This window comes from Novosphingobium sp. BL-52-GroH, from assembly GCF_044813085.1.
GTDB lineage: Bacteria > Pseudomonadota > Alphaproteobacteria > Sphingomonadales > Sphingomonadaceae > Novosphingobium.
This window is the reverse complement of sequence record NZ_CP171152.1, coordinates 1,599,764-1,617,700: the sequence shown is the minus strand read 5'-3', so window position 1 is coordinate 1,617,700 and position 17,937 is coordinate 1,599,764. Positions and strand designations below refer to the sequence as shown.

Genomic DNA, 17,937 nt, shown 5'->3' with positions numbered 1-17,937 from the left:
GCTCGCGCAGCGCAGGGGACGAGATGAGGTGCCGGAAAGGTGCCTATAAGGAGCGCATGAGGAGCTTCAGAGGCGAGCCTCGATGTCCGACATGGAGCAATCCTGCACCGTCTTGCCCGGATCAGCGAAGAACCAGTTCGACTGCGAGCCCGTCATCCGATCCTTCGCCCCAGCCTTGCGCATCACAAGATTGGGAAAACGCTTCTGACCAAAACGCTTCGCCGCCGTCGAGAATGCCTTACGGGTCAGGATGTCGCGCTCACGACCCCAGTCGCGGGCATATGTGCAATAAGCATCGTAAAGGTCGCCCAGCGATGCGGCCTCGAAGGCAGGGCCGAAGGCGATATTGAGGAACCCTGTGACCGGGCTCTCTTGAACCTCCATTGCAAGGTGATAGCCTTCCTTGTGAAATGGCTCGATAGTGGTGATAGCACCATGGCGTTGGATCATCGCGCCCAGCCAACGAGCGACCTGCTTGCGGTCGTCGAATGCATCGAGAAGCTGATCCATCGTCCGATTGATCGCCTTGTCGAAATTGGCGTCCGACGGGTCCAGCCCCTCTTGCTTCGCCACGTGACGTTTCAATGTGTGCGAGGGCTGGGTGATGAAGATGGAAAACCGCCTGTCCACCTCTGTCCCGGTGAGCTTTACCGTTCGACCATGAGCGTTCCCGGCAAGGATGAATGCGGTAACGTGAAGCGTCCCGGATTTTCCGGAGGCTCCTATTTGTGAGAAGGAGCTTTCGTGATGAGCAAGACCCGGAACAAATTTTCGCCTTAGGTGCGTGATCGCGCGGTGCGCATGGTTGGCGAGCATCGCGCCGATTACGGCTCGGAGTGGGAGGCCATCACCTCGATCGCCGCGAAGATCGGCTGTACGGCCGAGACGCTGCTCCGCTGGTGCCGTGAGGAGGCGAGCCGACGAACGGCGCCAGCGGCGCAGGCCGCCGCCGACAAGGCCCGGCTCAAGCTGCTGGAGCGCGAGGTCAAAGAGTTACGCCGGGCCAATGAGATCCTGCGCAAGGCCTCAGCATATTTTGCCATGGCGGAGCTCGACCGCCGCGAGAGATGATGATGGCGTTCATCGACGCCCATCGCGAGGATCTGGGTATCGAGCCGATCTGTCGTGAACTGGCGATCGCCCCGTCCTCCTATCATGAACATGCCTTGCGCCTTGCCGATCCCGGCAAGGCGCAAGGCATGTGCCCGCAGCGACGAGGAGATGTGTGGGCAGATCAAGCGCGTCCACGAAGCCAACTATGGCGTCTATGGCTCCCGCAAGGTCTGGCACCAATTGCGGCGCGAGGGCGTGGCCGTTGCCAAATGCACGGTGGAACGGCTGATGCGTGTCATGGGCCTGTCAGGCGTTCGTCGCGGAAAGAGGACGATCACAACCGTCAGCAATCCCAAGGCGCCGTGTCCGCTCGACAAGAAGGTCGTGCCACCAGCGCTAGCCGGCCTTCAACCGGGCTGGCCAAACCAGTGAACGGCTGTGGTCCCTCCATCAACGAGGAAATCGCTGCCCGTGATGTATGCGCCGTCGGCACCCATGAGCAGGGCCGCGACATTAGCAATTTCATCTGGCGTCGCCGCACGGCCGGCAATCGAGCTTTCGATCATCTTGCGGTAGCCATCGCCGCGCGGGCCTTGCAACTCGTCATTGGCGAGCGGCGTAATCACGATGCCTGGGCTGATCGCGTTGATGCGTGCGCCGCGGCGGCCCCAGCGCACCGCCTCCGCCTGCACGCGCAAGCCGTTTCCGCGCTTGGATAGCTGGTAGGCGTGGAGAGTGTCGTGGACCTCGCCGGGCTTCAGGAACGCTAGGTCGAGTAATTCATCGACAGGCGTGGTGGCGAGTTGCCGGTTCTGCTCGACCGTCAGCGGACCCATCCGATGTCCCGACTGCGACGAAATGACGACGCCGGCGCCGCCCCTGGCGATAACCTTGCCAAACTCTTCGAGCAGCAGGGCCGTGCCGTAGAGATCGACCTTCAGGACAGCCTCGATAGGCGCCTGCGACGGTGACACGCCTGCCGCTTGGATCAGGCCAGCCACATCGCCGAGGGCGGTGGCGGTTGCGACCAGCGCTGCGACCGACTCGGGCGACGATATGTCGACGCTGGCGGTGCGGGCGTCGTAGCCCGCATCTCTCAGCACTTTTGCGGCAGCTTCGGCATTTTCGAGGCGGAGATCGGCCAGCAGCACGATCTTACCCGCGCTGACCCGCCGGGCGATGGCCTGACCGATCGAGCCCGATCCGACAACGACGACGACTTCGCTCATTTCCTTACTCCTTCTCGGGGGCGTCGATGCCAGCCATGGCCGAGGCCGGTGGATGGACAACGTCTTCATCGAACGCCTCTGGCGATCCTTGAAGTACGAGTGCGTCTATCTCCACGCCTTTGAGACGGGCTCCGAACTGCGGGCTGGCCTGGGCCGGTGGATCACCTATTACAACACCCAGCGTCCGCACTCGAGCCTGGCCGGGAGAACCCCACTCGAGGCCTATCGGCGGATCGGACAATCAGATCATGGGGGGCATGCCCCCCATGATCTGATGATCAAACAGGCGGCATGAACGATAATCGGGATTAGCTTAACTCAGCCGCCAAACTGTCCAAGAAGGCGGGACCACCTCACTGGTACGCGAAGGCCGGCAGGAACTGCCAAGGTTCGAGCTTCGAGCCATGTTGATCGCTCGCGGCTTTTCAAACGAAAAAGCTGAGCGCCTATGTGAAGTTTATGGCCACCTCTGGAACTTCAAGCGTCGCAAGTGGTGATTCATCGCGTTAGCGGCTTCGCCTAAGGGCGCGATAGGTCGCAATGGCGATGCGAGTCATAAGAGCTTCCCTGCTCGACCAGCATTAGACGATGCGCAGCTGAGTGCGGATGCGTTCGCTATCTTGCGGCAGGACGTCCTGCAGCCAGTGCAGCGCTTGCACCCCGCGCATTGCCGGTCGCCCAAACCAATAAAGTTTGCTGGGAGCAGTTTTCCCATGCCAGCGTCTGACTGAGATCGAAATTCACCATCACGTCCGATCTACACCGATGCGACAACGGTGGCCGTCTCGGTGGGGACCGATCTGTTTCGAAGCATTGAAATTCATGCTCGTAATATACCGGTGGTATAATGCGAGTGCATATTTCGAAGCGCTATGACCGACCTCGGCAATCACGCTTTCGGAAGCTGGGCGACTGTTTCCCCCTTCAGTTCGCGGTCCAGCAACTGCGCCAGGAACTCAGTGAACGGGCGAATGTCCTGCCGGCCGCTCGCCTCCTCAAGCGCAGCCATATAATCGGCGCGCTGCTCGACGGGCACGACCGTCCACGGATAGCCGCTAGCCGCGAGCATCACGTTCATCAGGAAGCGCCCGGTTCTTCCATTCCCATCCATATAGGGATGAATGTAGACGAAGATGAAGTGGCCGAGGACAACGCGGACCGCAGGCTCGGTTTCCTCACTTAGCAATTCGAAGAACACCGGCATCGCATCGCGGACAGCTTCGCAGTTGAGCGGTACATGCATCGAGCCGCGCAGATAGACCTGACCGTTGCGGTATCCGGCGAGATCGCTTGCGCTGATCAGTCCTGCGGTAACACTCGGCGTGAACATCTCGCGATACCAGTCGCCGTGCTCCTCGTCGGCGACGAGGCCGGGGTTCTCGCCGGCAAGGACGCGATTCAGGCTCTTGAGAACCGCTTGATAGGCGAGCCAGTAGCCACGTGCGGCTAACCCATCCTTATATTCGCGGTCCTGCTGGTCCGCTTCCGGATTCCACGTGCCGCTGCGGACGCGCTCGATCAGTTCCGGGCTGACGCGATAGCCCTCGATCGATAGCGAGTGATATGCGTCAGTGACGTAGCTGTCTTGGACGCGCTTGAGATAGGCGCCGATATCGGCGGCGCGGCCCGGCGGCGGCGGGAATCGCTCAAGGACTGCTCCGCGCATCTCCTGCCACATCAGGCGGATCCGGCCCGCATAGGGAGAGCGCTCACGCGCTGGCAGGAGAGTCTCGAGCTTTGTCGCGAACGGATCCTGCTCGCGCACGGTATAGCCTGCCGACCGCATCGCCTTCAAAATATCGTCGGCAATGCGTTCGCGCCCGATGTTGCGGAAGGCGCCGGCCAGACGGCCGGCAATCGCGCTGTGGCCTCCTTGGAGCAATCGTCCCAGCAATTCGGACGCGTCCCGCACGGTTGCCAAGGCTGCCCGGGCGTCGATCGCATTGTTTTCGTAGAGACCGGGTGCACTCGCAATGAGGGCAGTGGGAATCGAGAAGAGGCGCAACCCGTCCTGTGCCACGGCATCCTCCGGCGTCGGGATCGCCGCACGGACGTCGAACAAGGAAGTGCCTAGGGGCAGTGCCGTCGGCTTGTTGCCGCCTTTCGGCGTGCGCACGAGAAGCTGCTTTGGAACCGTGCGATTCCCCGTTTGCAGCGCGATCGAGAGCTCAGGGGAGAGGGACCAGTCTTCACCGAAGCGTTCGTTCAGATAGGCGCTGCAGAAGCCCCAATAGGAGGTGTACCAGGACGTGCTTTCGCCCGTACCCGCATCAGGCCGTGCGGGGATATACCAGCCCTTCATGACTTCCTGCAGGAAGCCGTGTTTCATGAGCAGCTCGCGCTGGGGCCGACGGAGATTGTCGCTGCGGATGGCGACGAGGTTGCGGTCCTGAAGCGTACGGAGCGTTTCGAGCGCGTCCGCGAGCTTTTGCTGGGGAGTGGCCATGGCATTCACCCTCGATGATGCGCAACCATTAGGTTTTCGTGCCGCGCGACTATTAGGTTTTTGTGATATTTCATTCTTAGGTTATTATGTCGAGCGAAAATTAGGTTATTGTGTTGGATAATCGGAATCGTGTCCTCCGTATCATTCGTCCAACAACGTTTGCTGCTCCATATTGCCGAGCCTCTCAGCGCGCTCGAGAAGTCGCTGATATAGGGACTGCTACCCGCCTCCCTGTCCGAAATTTGTAGTCATATTTCGGACAAACCCCAGCCAGCCCGATGCGCGGAAGGACTCGAACCGCCCTGTCCATTCACGTCCAGCCTTTTCCACGAATCCAGATCGTGCTATTAATGCCTTCGGCGAGTTCGCAAGTCGATGATTTGATTGCGAAATCAACCGCTTAGGCGGCGCCTCAGAAAGCTCTTCTGGCACCATCACTTCTCAAGTGATTGAGAACGTTGGGGGATCATCGAAAGATGGTCCCCCAAACTCGTTCTGCTACCATAAACTGCTACGGTTTGGTACCGATAGTCAGCCGCCAAAGTCCCGGAAATCTGCGGGAAATGGTCCGCGCGGCTGTTACGGTTTCAATCCCGGTTTGCTGCCTAAGGGGATGCGCCTTCGTGGCGGGCAACTCTATGTCCGCCGTCATGTGCCATGCGATCTTCAGCAGCCTCTCGGCCGGGTGGAACTGTGGCGCTCACTTAAGACGGATAGCCTCCAGACGGCGTTGCGGAGAATGCCCGCCGTTATGGCTGGGATCGAGGCTGAGTTTGACCGTGTTCGAGCGGGAATGGGCGCGACTACGGATGCCGCGGCCTTGCAATTCCCGACCGTAGCTCAGCCCATCGTAGAGAAATTGCCGGTATCGGGGGAACACTCTGCCACTGCTCCATCCAATGACCTGACGCTGGCGGAACCTCCGCTACCGGATACCCACGTTCGGTGATCTGGGTCACCGCATCATGCTTGAACTCATCGCTGAAATTGGGCTTCTCATCGTCGTCTCCTGTCCTCAAAATCAGGATAGAAGGCGGCCAGAAATCTAGGGGCTACCCACTGCTGCGATCGCATCAACCGGAATGGCTCACCACTCCATGCTTCAAAAGGCCGGGGCAAGGCTGCATAGGCCTTGGGGACCTGGAGGCCCATGTGACCGATACGATATTTCCCGTTCGCCAGTCCGCCATCGACCCCCGGGCCCTGCTGACGTTCAAGGCTATCTGCGAGGCAGGGTCGATCAGTGCGGCGGCGCGCGCGCTCAATCTCTCGCAGCCCTCGGTTTCGAATACGATCGCACGGCTGGAGCGCAAGCTCGGGGTGGTGCTGTTCGAGCGCGGGCGCGGCGGTATCTCCCTGACGCACGAGGGCGAAGTCCTGCAGCGGCGGGCGGACGCGCTGGCGACCCTGCTGACGGACGCTGCTGCCGAGGTCGAATATGCAAGGCACGACATCGTCGGGCCGCTTCGGATCGGGGGTACGCCAGGCGCACTGCTGACGTTGCTGCCCGGCGCGATCATGCGCCTGGAGGACGCGGTGGGCCACTTCGCCTTGAGTGTGGTCGAACGACCGGACGAACAGCTGCTCGACATGCTGCGGCGGGGCGAGATCGAGCTGGCCTTCGTGACGACCCGGATCGAGAGCGTGCCGGCGGACATGGAGGAGGTAACTTGCGCCCGCGATCCCTTCGCGTTGATCGTCGGACCGCACCATGCGGAGCTGGACGAGGAGGTGTCCCTGCGCGACGTCGAGGACTTCCTCTGGGTGTTGCCCGAGGCTCGCGGCGCGTTCCGGCGGCAGGTGGACGCGCTGTTCATCGCCGCCGGTGTCTCGGTGCCGCGCACGGCGATTCGCTGCGACTCCCTGCTGACCACGCGCGCGATCGTGCGCAAGACGGAACGCGTAACCGTGCTGCCGCGGACGGTGGCCCTAGACGGCGTCACCGACAACTCGATCCGGGCGATCGCGATCAAGGAAGCGGTGTTCGAGCGCAGCGTCGGTGTGCTGCGCCTGGCCGAGCGCCCGCTTTCGCCTCTCTCGCGCAGCCTGCTCTCGACCCTGGAGTTCATTCCATAGCTATCGGTTATGGCAAACCGAAATAACATTATTTTACTTGAGGGACTGCAACCCGCTAAGAGGGCGTCAAGCCAACGACGATGCGGGAGAGATAGTGATGCGGACCCTGATCCGTCAGGTTTCGATTTTCGACGGCACCGGAACGATGCCCCAGGCCGGCGCCGTGCTGGTCGATGGTGAGCGCATCGTCCGCGTGGTGATGGGATGCGATGCTCTCGCCGACGAAGTCGCCGATCTGGTGATCGACGGGTGCGGCATGACGCTGATGCCCGGCATGGTCGATGCGCACACGCACCTGACCTGGGCGTCCTCGCTGGAGAAAGTTTACCACCAGTTCATCCTGCCGCACGACGAGCTCAAGGCCGCGGCCTGGCGCAATGCGCGGGTGCTGCTCGACCACGGCTTCACCAGCCTCTATTCCGCGGGCGCGCTGGGCGACATGATCGAGCCGGAGCTTGCCGCCGCGATCGAGGCCGGCGAGACGCCGGGTGCGCGCCTGGTTCCCTCCACCCTGGAACGCAGTCCCGAAGGTGAGGACGGCGTCGATACCGGCGACGTGTTCAACGGCCGCGGACCCGAGGCGATGCGCCAGTTCGTCGCTTACTGCGCGAGCGAGGGTGTCAAGTCGATCAAGCTGGTGGTCTCGGGCGAAGATGCGCTCAAGCCGAACAGCGCGATGGACGTGCTCTATACTCGCGAGGAGATGATGGCGGCCGGCGAGGCCACGCGCGAGGCGGGTCTGTGGATCGCCTGCCATACCTATTCGCCCGAGGCGATCGGCCTCGCGCTCGATGCCGGCGCCCGCGTCCTCTACCACTGCTCGTTCGCCGACGAGGCCACCGTCGAGCGCATGGCGGCGGACAAGGACAGGTTCTTCTACGCGCCGGGGCCCGGCGTTTCGGTTGCCGCTCTGGAGGCGAACCCGCCCCCGCACGTCGACATGACGCACATGAAGGCGAGCGCGGCAGTGCGCATGGAGCTTGAGGCCAGGCTCATCCCTCAGCTCAAGGCGCGCGGCGTGCGCGTGCTGGTGGGCGGCGACTATGGTTTCCCGTTCAACCCGCATGGGCGCAATGCCCGGGACCTGCAGCATTTCGTCGAGCATTTCGGCTATACGCCGGCGGAGGCGCTGCGTGCGGCGACCCAGTACGGTGGCGAGTTGATGGGCCTCGATGTCGGCCAGGTGAAGGAAGGCTTCCTGGCCGACCTGTTGCTGGTCGACGGCGATCCGACCCAGGATGTGGCGATCCTGCAAGACAAGGATCGCCTCAAGATGATCATGAAGGGCGGCGCGCTGCACAAAGCGCCCGCCCCTGCCGAAGCCACCGGCTGAACCGAATCACGAGGACTGAAGAATGTCGTACGACGTCGTTGTCGTAGGCTGCGGCCCTGTGGGCGCGCTGGCTGCGAACCTTCTTGGCCTGAAAGGGCTGGACGTGCTGGTTCTCGAACGGGAACTGGAGCATTATCCGCTGCCGCGCGCGGTCCATCTCGATCATGAGATGATGCGGCTGTTCCAGTCGGCCGGGGTCATAGACCGCGTCGAAGCGGACATGATCGCCACGGACGGGCATCTCCACGTCGGCGCGGACCATGGCGTGATCCGCTACATGGGCACCGTGGGCAAGCCGCGCCCGTTCGGCTGGGCCAACGACTACTTCTTCTACCAGCCCGAACTGGAAGCGCATCTGCGCGAAGGGTTCGCGGAGCTTGCGAACGTCACGCTGAAGCCGGGCGCCACCGTCACCGGGCTGGAGCAGGACGGCGATATCGTCAACGTCTCCTACGAGGAAGGCGGGGAGACGCGCAGCGTCGCGGCCCGCTGGGTCATCGCTTGCGATGGTGCGCGCAGCACGGTGCGCAAGGCGTTGGACGTCGCGCTCGACGACCTCGATTTCGAGGAGCCCTGGCTGGTGGTCGACGCGCAGGTGCAGGGCCCTGTCAGCTTCCCGCCGATCGCCGGGGTGCCCGAGGGGGCGGACCTGCAGCGCCTGTCGGTGATGATGTGCGATCCCGCGCGCCCCGCCACGGTGGTCCCCGGCCGGCGCGATCACCGCCGCTGGGAGTTCATGCTGCTCCCGGGCGAGGACGACCAGGCGATGATGGAGCCCGCCAGGGTGGCCGAACTCGTCGGCGCCTGGATGGCCGATGTCCCGCACGAGATCGTGCGTGCGGCGACCTATCGCTTCCACGGCCTCGTCGCGCACCAGTGGCAGGTCGGCAACGTGTTCCTCGCCGGCGACGCCGCGCACCAGACGCCGCCGTTCTTCGGGCAGGGCATGTGCCACGGCCTGCGGGACGTCGCCAATCTCGCCTGGAAGATGGACGCCGTGGCGAACGCCGGCGCGTCGCCCGCGATCCTCGCCAGCTACCAGTCCGAGCGCGACCCGCACGTACGCGCCGTGATCGGCGCGGCAGTGGCCGCGGGGCGCTACATCTGCGAACTGGACCCCGCGCTCGCCGCCGCGCGTGATGCCCGCATCCGCGAGGAAGCCACTCGCAAGGCGGGCGAGACCGCCCACGACCTGATCCCGGCGATCCGCGAGGGGCTGGTTCTGGCCGGCACCTCCGGGGCGGGGCAGCGCTTCGTGCAACCGATCCTGGCCGACGGCAGCAAGCTGGACGATCTCACCGGCGACGGCTGGAGGCTGTTCGTGCGCGACGATACCGTGGCCGGCACGCAGGACGGCGTCACCCGCATCGTCTCGACCGCGCTGGCCGACAACGATGCGATCACCGCATGGCTCGACGGGCACGGCGTCGATGCAGTGCTGGTGCGCCCGGATCACTACGTCTTCGGCAGCGCTTCGGGCAGCGCCGAAGACCTGCTCGCCGCCCGCGCCATCCAGCTTTTCAGCCATCGGGAACTTGCCGCATGACGCTTACTCTCGCCCAGGCGCAGGCCGTGGTTTCCGGTACGCTGGCCGAAGCGCGCGCGCGCGGTGCCAAGCCGCTCGCGGTGATCGTGCTCGATGCCGGAGCGCATCCGGTCGCCTTCGGGCGCGAGGACGGGGCCAGCCTCTACCGCTTCGACATCGCCCGCGCCAAGGCGCAAGGCGCGGTGGGCATGGATGCCGACACCGGCGTGCTGGCCGAGCGGGCCAAGGGCAACCCGTTGTTCTTCCAGAGCGTCAGCGCGGTCGTGGCGGGGGGCATCGCCTTCTCGCCCGGCGGAGTGGTGATCCGCGACGGCGAGGGCACGGCGATCGGGGCGGTCGGCGTCAGCGGCGATACCGGCGAATGCGATGCCGAATGCGCCATGGCCGGGATCAGGGCGGCCGGACTTTCCAAGGAGATATAGCCATGAAGCTGCGCAGCATCGAACTGGCGCTGCCTGATCCGGCAGCGGCCGCTTCGTTCATGACCGGGATATGGGGCATGGCCGAAGCGCAAGTGGTCGGCACCACGCATTACTTGCGCGGTTCCGGGGCTTATCCGTACCTCGTGGCCTTCGAGCAATCCGCCGACGAGTTCGTTCGCTCGACGACGTTCCTGTGCTCGGCGCAGGAACTGGACGGCATCGCCGGGCGCGTCGCCGCCGCCGGCTGGGCATCGCGGCCGACCGTAAGCGAGGACCTCGGCGGCGGGCATGGCCTGCTGGTCGAACTGCCCGAGGGCGAACTGCTGCGCTTCCTCGTCGATGCCGGCGAGGTCGAGCCGATCCCCGGCCGCGACCTGCCGGTCAAGCTCACGCACGTCGTGTTCAACTCCGCCGATGCCGAGGCCTCTGGCCTGGCGGTGGAGGAAGTGCTGGGCTTCCGCGTCTCGGACCGGACCAAGGGCATGGTCTTCGTGCGCTGCAACGACAGCCACCATTCCACTGCCTTCGCGCGCGCCGGGATCAGTTCGCTCAACCACATCGCCTTCGAGATGGAAGACCTGGACGCGGTGATGCGCGGCATCGGCCGTCTGCGCGACCATGCGCTGACACCCGCGTGGGGACCCGGTCGCCACGGCCCCGGCGCCAACGTCTATGCCTACTACATCGCGCCGTTCGGCCCGGTGATCGAGTTCTCGACGGCCGTGGAGAAAGTCCCCGAGGACTATCGCCCCGGCACGCCCGAGGACTGGACCTGGCCCGAAAACCGGATCGACCAGTGGGGCATCTCCGACAAGGACTTCGCCGGATTGCGCCGTGCGGAGGAGCGCTTCCGCTTCCGCCGCGACTGGCAGCCCGCACCACTGGACAATTGACCGCCGCTGCCGGGGGACCGGCAGGGCAGGGGAGTAACGCGCATGACCAAGTACATCAGTTTCGAACGTCCCGACGGCACAAGCAGTTTTGGCCGCCTCGATGGCGACACGGTGCTCGATCTCGGCGAACCGGGCGCCGACGCATGGCTCAGGGATGCGCTCGCGGGTGACTTGGCGGCGCTCGCCGTCACCGGCACGTTCGCGCGCGGCGACGTGACGTTGCTGCCCGTCGTGCCGAACCCCGAAAAGATCCTGTGCGTCGGGCTCAACTACGCTACGCACGTCGCCGAGACCGGCCGCGAGCAGAAGGAACACCCGGCGATCTTCACGCGCTGGGCCGACAGCCTGATCGCCGACGGCGAGGCGCTGGTCCGCCCGCCCGAAAGCGTGCGCTTCGACTACGAGGGCGAACTGGCCGTCATCATCGGCAAGCCCGGCCGCCGCATCGCGCCCGAGGACGCTTGGGACCACGTCGCCGGCTATGCACCGTTCAACGACGGCTCGATCCGCGACTGGCAGCGCCACAACATCCAGTTCACCCCCGGCAAGACCTGGCCCGGCACCGGCGGCTTCGGCCCGGCGATGGTACTGCCTGCCGACGTCGCGGACCTCGCCTCGCAACGGGTGCAGACCCGCGTGAACGGCGAACTGGTGCAGGACCAGCCGATCTCCGACATGATCTGGGATATCCCCACGGTCATCGCCTACTGCTCGACCTTCACCGACCTCAAGCCCGGTGACGTGATCGCCAGCGGCACGCCCGGCGGCGTCGGCGACAAGCGCAAGCCGCCGCTCTACCTCAAGGCCGGCGACACCGTCGAGATATCCATCGGCGTCATCGGTACCCTTTCCAATCCCGTCGTCGACGAGGCCTGAGGGTCCCCGATCCAACGGCCTCCAAGCTACCAAGAACAAGTTCAAGGGAGAGACCATCATGAACATCCGCAAGATCGCGCTGCTTTCGGGCATTGCGCTGACCACCGTGGGCGCGCCGGCATTCGCCCAGGAGGACGCCGCCCCGCAGGACGCCGCCGAGACGTCCAGCAGCGATATCATCGTCACCGCCCAGCGCCGCGCCGAGAAGGTGACCGAGGTTCCGATCTCGATCACCGTTGCCAGTGCAGCGCAGCTCGAGCGGCAGCAGGTCAACACCGTCAACGACCTCGCGCGCATCGCGCCCAGCCTCGAGATCCAGTCCGCGCCGGGGCAGAACACCGGCGGCGGCGGCTCGATCCGCGGCATCGGCACGCTCACCTTCTCGCCCGGCGCGGTCGCCTCGGTCGGCGTCGTCGTCGACCAGGTGAGCCAGGGCAACGCCAACATCTCCGACCTGTTCGACATCTCGCGCGTGGAAGTGCTCAAGGGGCCACAAGGTACGCTGTTCGGCCTGACCACCTCGGCCGGCGTCATCAACATCACCACCAACGCGCCCGAATTCGGCGAGTTCTCCGGCCGGGTGCGAACAGAACTGTCCAACGCGGGCACGGCCGGCGCCAAATACGGCAACCAGGTGGTGCAGGGCGTCATCAACGTGCCGCTGGCCTCGAACGCGGCCGTCCGCGTGTCGGGCGTCGCCAACTTGCGCCAGGGCGTGAACCGCAACGCCACCACCGGCGACTACAACGACAACGACCGGTATGGCGTGCGCGCTCGCCTGCTGTGGGAACCGACCGACCGCCTCACCGTCAACGTCATCGGCGATTATTCGCAGTCGCGCTACGAGAACGGCGGGGACTTCTTCACGTTCGTCAAGACCAGCGGTCCGGGCTCGTTCCTGGGCGGCGCGGGCTATGACGCCACCGGCATCACCAGCCGTCTTGCCAGTTGCGGCGTGACGGTGGGCGAGGGCAATCGCGATTATTGCAGCGACAAGGACCAGGTCGGCAAGAACAAGGGCTACGGCGGTTCGCTGCAGGTCGACTACGCCGCCGATCCCTTCACGCTGACCTCGATCACCGCCTGGCGCAAGGCGACCGAGACCGGCTATGGTGCCGCCTCCGACGTGTTCCGCGGCTCGCCGCTCGAACTGCAGGTGGCCAACGATCCGGTCGATCGCGACTTCAGCCTGTTCACGCAGGAGTTTCGCGTCAGCTCGGCTGCCGGCTCGCCGATCGAGTACACGGCGGGCGCATTCTATTCGAACCAGAAGCAGACCCGCATCCCCGAGATCGTGCGCGTCACCCTCGTGCCGGTGCCCGGCGTCACCATCCCGATCGTCACCAGCGCAACGCCGGCACTGACGATCCGCGACGAGTCCCTCGCCTTCTTCGGCCAGGCGACCGGACACCTCACCGACAGCTTCCGCCTGATCGGCGGCGTGCGCTACACCACCGATCGCCTGTCGCTGAACACTGCGACGTCGGACACCGAGACGTTCCTCGACGTCGCCAAGTGGTCGTGGCGCCTGGGCGCGCAGTACGATCTCACGCCGACGATGATGGCTTACGCCACCGTGTCGCGCGGCTTCAAGGGCGGCCAGATCGCGGTCCCGGCGGTCGGCGATCCTTCCGTCGTCCAGCCCGAGATCCCGACTTCCTACGAAGGCGGTCTCAAGGCCACGCTGTTCGGCGGCTGGGTCGCTGACCTCAGTGTCTTCTACATGAAGATCCGGAACTTCCAGGCCCAGCAGTGCACGGTCGACGGAAACGGCATCATCTCCTGCGTCCAGACCAACATCAACGGCGTCAAGACGCGCGGCGCGGAGCTGAACTTCTTCGGCAAGGTGACGCCCAACCTCTCGCTCAACACCGGCTTCATCTATGCCAAGGCGACCTATCCGGGCGGCTTCATCGGCACCGACGGCACCGATATCGGCAATAGCCAGCTCGCCAACTCGCCGCGCTACAAGTTCACGCTGTCGGGCGAGTACGCGCAGGACTTCGGCGATACCTTCGCCGGCTTCCTGGCGGTGGACACGGTGTGGAAGTCGCGCGTGCGCTACGAGGCGAACTCGGTGGCGGACACCACGTTCCGTCCGCACTGGATGGTCGGCGGCCGCGTCGGCCTGAGGACCCAGGACGAGCGCTATACGGTCTCGGTCTTCGTGCGCAACCTGTTCAACGTGCACGAGCCGTCGCTGATGCAGAGCGACTTCCCCTACTCCAGCACGTCGCCGACCGGCGCCGTCGAGGGGAACATCGGCGCCATCTACGGGCCGCAGTCCTACCGCAACGTCGGCATCAGCCTCGACGCCAGGTTCTGAGCAGGACGGCGGGGGATCGCACGATCTCCCGCCACACCGTTATCGGGAGACAAAGGTGCCGGGACCGATCGACAGGCAGCGGATGCTGCGCCAGGAGCAGGCCGTCAGTGCGGCCATCAATGCCGTGCTGAGCGCGGTATTCTTTGCGGTCGTCTTCGGCCTCGCGGCAAGGCCGCTGGCGGTGGGCGCGCCGGATCGTTTCGCGCTCGACTTCCTGCCGCAGGGGCTGATGGTGTCGCTGATGGCCTCACTGGTTCCCACGCTGGTCGTGCGCGCGAAGCTGCGCAAGGTAGCGTTGCCGGTGACGGCGGCGGTCGGCGGCATCGTGGCGCGCGGCGCCCTTGGCGGGATCGCCACCGCGCTGGTGCTGGCGGGGCTGGCGTTGTTCGGGCCGCTGCGCGAGGTGCCGAGCCATCCCGCGCTCCTGTTCAAGGTCGCCTATGGCGCGTTGCTGGGGCTTGCCTGCACGCGATTTGCGGTATCCTCCCTGTTCGCGCGCACGATGAAGGAGCTGGCCGCTTGAACGATACGATAGCCTCTCTCGGCACGCGCATGGGGCCCGACGTGGTGGGCGCGATGCGGGCGCTGTATGACGCGGAGCAGGTGCCGCGGGCAGCCGCGCTGGCCCCGGCCGCGATCGACTGCGTCTATGGCGACCACCCCCGCAACCGGCTCGATCTCTACCGCGAAGGAGAGGGCGAGGCGCTGCGCCCGGTTCTCCTGTTCGTCCATGGCGGGGGCTTCCTGGTCGGCGACAAGGGCGGTACGAGCGGCTGGGCCAATGCCCATGTGGGCCGTTGGGCGGCCGGCCACGGCCTGCTCGGCGCCGTGATGAACTACCGTCTCGCGCCCGACGAAACCTGGCCCGCCGGAGCCGAGGACGTCGCCGCAGCGGTGGACTGGCTGCGCGCGAATGCTGCGCAGCATGGCGGCGATCCGGATCGGATACTGTTGCTCGGCACCTCGGCCGGTGCGGTCCACGTCTCCGCCTTCCTCAAGCTGCGACCGGATCACGCGAAGCTGGTCCGCGCCGCCGCGCTGCTGTCCGGCCTCTACGGCTTCACCCCGCTCGACGAGCGCGACATGCTCTACTACGGCCCGCAGCACGCCTATGCCGGGCGCATGCCCCGGCAGGTGGTCGTCGACACCGAACTGCCACTGCTGCTCGCCTGCGCCGAGTTCGATCCGCCGCGCTTCCAGGCCGAATGGGCCGGGCTGCTCGAGGCACGCCTCGACCGCCACGGCGCCCTCCCGCGCGCGCACTATGCCAGCGGGCACAACCACTACTCCATGGCCATGCACCTGGGCACCTCCGACCGCCGCCTGGCCGACGAGATACTCTCCTTCTTCGCCACATATTCCTGAGGAACATCATATGACCCTGATCGACCCCATCATCGACCGGCGTTCGCTGCTGGCCGCCGGCGCCCTGCTGGCGGCCAGCCCCGCGGTATCGAGCGCGGCCGCCAAGCGTCCGACGCCGGCATTTCCGAAGGGCTTCCTGTGGGGGGTCGCCACCGCGCCTCACCAGATCGAGGGCAACAACGTCTCCTCCGACCTCTGGCCGCTGGAGAACCAGCAGCCGACCATCTTCGCCCAGCCATCGGGCGATGCCTGCAACAGCCTGGAGCTGTGGGCGACCGACCTCGATATCGTGAAGGCGCTCGGCCTCACGTCCTATCGCTTCGGCGTGGAATGGTCGCGGATCGAGCCGGAGAAGGGCTTGTTCTCGCAGGCGATGCTCGATCACTACAAGGCGATCGTGGCCGGCTGCCACGCCCGCGGGCTGGCGCCGCTGGTGACCTTCAACCACTTCACCGCGCCGCGCTGGTTCAGCGCGCAGGGAGGCTGGACCAACCCCGACGCGCCCGGACTGTTCGCGCGCTATTGCGACAAGGTGGCGCGGGCGATCGGCGCCGACATCGCGATGGCCATGACCCTGAACGAGCCGAACATCCTGCTGATCCTCAAGAACATCCTGCCTCCGCCGGTGTGGGACATGCAGCGCCAGACCCTGGCCGCGGCTTCCAAGCGCTTCGGGGTCGAGAAATACGTCTGCGCCAACGTCGCCGCGCTGGAGGACGTGGAAGCCATCGAACAGGGACTCAAGGCCGGCCACAAGGCCGCCCGCGCCGCGATCAAGGCGGTGCGCTCCGACCTTCCCGTCGGCTTCACGCTCTCGGTGATCGACGACCAGGCTTCCGGCAGGAACTCGATGCGCGACAAGGTGCGCGCCGAAGTCTATGGCGCCTGGCTGGAGATCTCGCGCGGGGACGACTTCATCGGTGTCCAGAACTACGAGCGCGCGGTGTGGAACGACAAGGCCCGCCTGCCGGCCCCCGATGGCGCCGACCACAACTGGTCCGGCACCGAAGTCTGGGCGCCCTCGCTGGCGGGCGCGGTGCGCTACGTCCACGAGGCGACGAAAGTGCCCGTGCTGGTTTCCGAGCACGGCGTCGGCACCGACGACGATGCCCTGCGCGCGCGCTTCATTCCGGCGGCGCTGGAAGGGCTCAAGCAGGCGATCGACGATGGTGTGCCGGTGCTCGGCTACATGCACTGGTCGCTGATCGACAACTTCGAGTGGATCTTCGGCTACAAGCCGCGCTTCGGCCTTTGCAGCGTCGATCGCACCACGTTCGTGCGCACGCCCAAGCCGAGCGCTTCGGTGCTGGGCGGCATCGCCAGGCGCAATTCGCTTTGATCGCGAAGGGGGGAGGACGAGGGACATGGCGATGAAGGGCAAATGCCTGATGCTGGCCGCGCTTGCGGCGCTCGGCCTTCCGGTGGCCGGAGCGGTTCGTGCACAGCCTGCGGACTATCCGGCACCAAGCCCGGCCGCGGCGCCGGCCGAACCCGACGCGATCCCGCTCTACGGGCCAAAGACACCCGGTTCGAACAGCGGGGAAGTGTGGTCGCAGTATTTCGGCAAGGACTACATGGTCCGCAACGTCACGCGGCCGACGCTGACGCCGGTCCTGCCCGATCCCGCGAAGGCGACCGGCGCGGCGGCGATCGTGGCGCCGGGAGGGGCGTTCATGGGCCTGTCGATGTCGCACGAGGGCTGGGACGTCGCGCATGCACTGGCCGAGCGCGGCATCGCGGCTTTCGTGCTCAAGTACCGCCTACTGCCGACCCCCAGGGACGAAGCCGAGGCCGGCAAGTACATGTGGGCCAGGATGCAGGCGGGGATGACCGATCCCGCGAAGATGCCCACGCTTGGAAATCCGCTGGCCACCGAGGACGGCCTGGCCGCGTTGAAGCTGGTCCGCGCGAATGCCGCCAAGTGGGGCGTCGATCCCGCGCGCCTCGGCATGATCGGCTTTTCCGCCGGGGCGATGACTTCGCTCCAGACGGTGCTGGCGGCGCAGCCGGGCGACCGCCCCGCGTTCCTGGGCTACATCTACGGACCGCAGGCGAGGGTCGACGTGCCGGCCGACGCCACGCCGCTGTTCGACGCGATCGCGCTCGACGATCCGCTGTTCCCGGCGATGGGCTTCCCGATCGCGCAGGCCTGGCAGGCGGCGCGGCGCCCGGTCGAAATCCACGGCTACCAGCAGGGCAGCCACGGTTTCGGGCTGGGCAAGCCGGGCACGACGACTACGCTGCTGATCGACGAGTTCACCGCATGGCTGGCGATGCAGGGACTGTTGGAGCGACGCGGGGCGAAGTAGCCCGGGCCGATCCGAATTGCGCCAGGGCGAGCGCCGATACTTAGATAAACATATCGAATTGGG

At 65.6% G+C, this 17,937-nt stretch carries 15 protein-coding genes, 2 pseudogenes and 1 other annotated feature; of the genes and pseudogenes, 14 read left to right on the top strand and 3 right to left on the bottom strand.

Annotated features, from left to right (window positions below):
* Window positions 1–66 precede the first annotated feature (66 nt).
* A complete protein-coding gene (locus ACFFDA_RS20345; RefSeq protein ID WP_404482576.1) occupies window positions 67–816 on the bottom strand; it encodes a hypothetical protein in 750 nt (249 codons plus the stop codon).
* Here ACFFDA_RS20345 and ACFFDA_RS20340 point away from each other — a divergent pair.
* Window positions 802–1,431: pseudogene (locus ACFFDA_RS20340) on the top strand (IS3 family transposase); the annotation flags it as partial. The gene ACFFDA_RS20345 and the pseudogene ACFFDA_RS20340 sit on opposite strands and share 15 nt — an antisense overlap.
* Window positions 1,029–1,143, top strand: a sequence feature (AL1L pseudoknot). Its footprint overlaps the pseudogene before it by 115 nt.
* A 29-nt stretch (window positions 1,432–1,460) precedes the next feature.
* Here the strand turns inward: ACFFDA_RS20340 and ACFFDA_RS20335 are convergent.
* Window positions 1,461–2,282, bottom strand: a complete 822-nt coding sequence (locus ACFFDA_RS20335; RefSeq protein WP_404482575.1) for an SDR family oxidoreductase — start codon at window positions 2,280–2,282, stop codon at window positions 1,461–1,463.
* A 37-nt stretch (window positions 2,283–2,319) separates the two neighbouring features.
* Here ACFFDA_RS20335 and ACFFDA_RS20330 point away from each other — a divergent pair.
* Window positions 2,320–2,577 (top strand): annotated as a pseudogene (locus ACFFDA_RS20330) (integrase core domain-containing protein); the annotation flags it as partial.
* Window positions 2,578–3,171: 594 nt separating this feature from the next.
* Here ACFFDA_RS20330 and ACFFDA_RS20325 read toward each other — a convergent pair.
* Entirely contained in the window at window positions 3,172–4,728 is a 1,557-nt protein-coding gene (locus tag ACFFDA_RS20325; protein ID WP_404482574.1) for a Fic family protein, read from the bottom strand.
* Window positions 4,729–5,341: 613 nt separating this feature from the next.
* On the opposite strand from ACFFDA_RS20325, the gene ACFFDA_RS20320 reads away from it, so the two are divergent.
* The 12 genes from ACFFDA_RS20320 (at window position 5,342) to ACFFDA_RS20265 (ending at window position 17,874) form a co-directional block, all read left to right on the top strand.
* On the top strand, window positions 5,342–5,677 hold the full coding sequence (locus ACFFDA_RS20320; protein ID WP_404482806.1) for a DUF6538 domain-containing protein: 336 nt from the start codon (window positions 5,342–5,344) through the stop codon (window positions 5,675–5,677).
* 203 nt (window positions 5,678–5,880) lie between these two features.
* On the top strand, window positions 5,881–6,804 hold the full coding sequence (locus ACFFDA_RS20315; protein ID WP_404482573.1) for a LysR family transcriptional regulator: 924 nt from the start codon (window positions 5,881–5,883) through the stop codon (window positions 6,802–6,804).
* Window positions 6,805–6,901: 97 nt separating this feature from the next.
* A complete protein-coding gene (locus ACFFDA_RS20310; RefSeq protein WP_404482571.1) occupies window positions 6,902–8,137 on the top strand; it encodes an amidohydrolase family protein in 1,236 nt (411 codons plus the stop codon).
* A 22-nt stretch (window positions 8,138–8,159) separates the two neighbouring features.
* A complete protein-coding gene (locus ACFFDA_RS20305) occupies window positions 8,160–9,683 on the top strand; it encodes a bifunctional 3-(3-hydroxy-phenyl)propionate/3-hydroxycinnamic acid hydroxylase (RefSeq protein ID WP_404482569.1) in 1,524 nt (507 codons plus the stop codon).
* Window positions 9,680–10,105 (top strand): heme-binding protein, encoded by a 426-nt coding sequence (locus ACFFDA_RS20300; RefSeq protein ID WP_404482568.1) that lies wholly within the window; start codon window positions 9,680–9,682, stop codon window positions 10,103–10,105. The genes ACFFDA_RS20305 and ACFFDA_RS20300 overlap by 4 nt, the downstream gene beginning before the upstream one ends.
* A 2-nt stretch (window positions 10,106–10,107) precedes the next feature.
* The gene (locus ACFFDA_RS20295; protein WP_404482567.1) at window positions 10,108–10,998 is read left to right on the top strand and encodes a VOC family protein; all 891 of its coding nucleotides are present in this window, start codon (window positions 10,108–10,110) and stop codon (window positions 10,996–10,998) included.
* Window positions 10,999–11,040: 42 nt separating this feature from the next.
* Window positions 11,041–11,874, top strand: a complete 834-nt coding sequence (locus ACFFDA_RS20290; protein WP_404482566.1) for a fumarylacetoacetate hydrolase family protein — start codon at window positions 11,041–11,043, stop codon at window positions 11,872–11,874.
* Window positions 11,875–11,932: 58 nt separating this feature from the next.
* Window positions 11,933–14,200, top strand: a complete 2,268-nt coding sequence (locus tag ACFFDA_RS20285) for a TonB-dependent receptor (protein ID WP_404482565.1) — start codon at window positions 11,933–11,935, stop codon at window positions 14,198–14,200.
* 55 nt (window positions 14,201–14,255) lie between these two features.
* On the top strand, window positions 14,256–14,723 hold the full coding sequence (locus tag ACFFDA_RS20280; protein ID WP_404482564.1) for a hypothetical protein: 468 nt from the start codon (window positions 14,256–14,258) through the stop codon (window positions 14,721–14,723).
* Window positions 14,724–14,752: 29 nt separating this feature from the next.
* On the top strand, window positions 14,753–15,565 hold the full coding sequence (locus ACFFDA_RS20275; RefSeq protein ID WP_404482804.1) for an alpha/beta hydrolase: 813 nt from the start codon (window positions 14,753–14,755) through the stop codon (window positions 15,563–15,565).
* A 28-nt stretch (window positions 15,566–15,593) separates the two neighbouring features.
* On the top strand, window positions 15,594–16,904 hold the full coding sequence (locus ACFFDA_RS20270; protein WP_404482803.1) for a family 1 glycosylhydrolase: 1,311 nt from the start codon (window positions 15,594–15,596) through the stop codon (window positions 16,902–16,904).
* Window positions 16,905–16,935: 31 nt separating this feature from the next.
* The gene (locus tag ACFFDA_RS20265; protein ID WP_404482563.1) at window positions 16,936–17,874 is read left to right on the top strand and encodes an alpha/beta hydrolase; all 939 of its coding nucleotides are present in this window, start codon (window positions 16,936–16,938) and stop codon (window positions 17,872–17,874) included.
* Window positions 17,875–17,937: the final 63 nt, after the last annotated feature.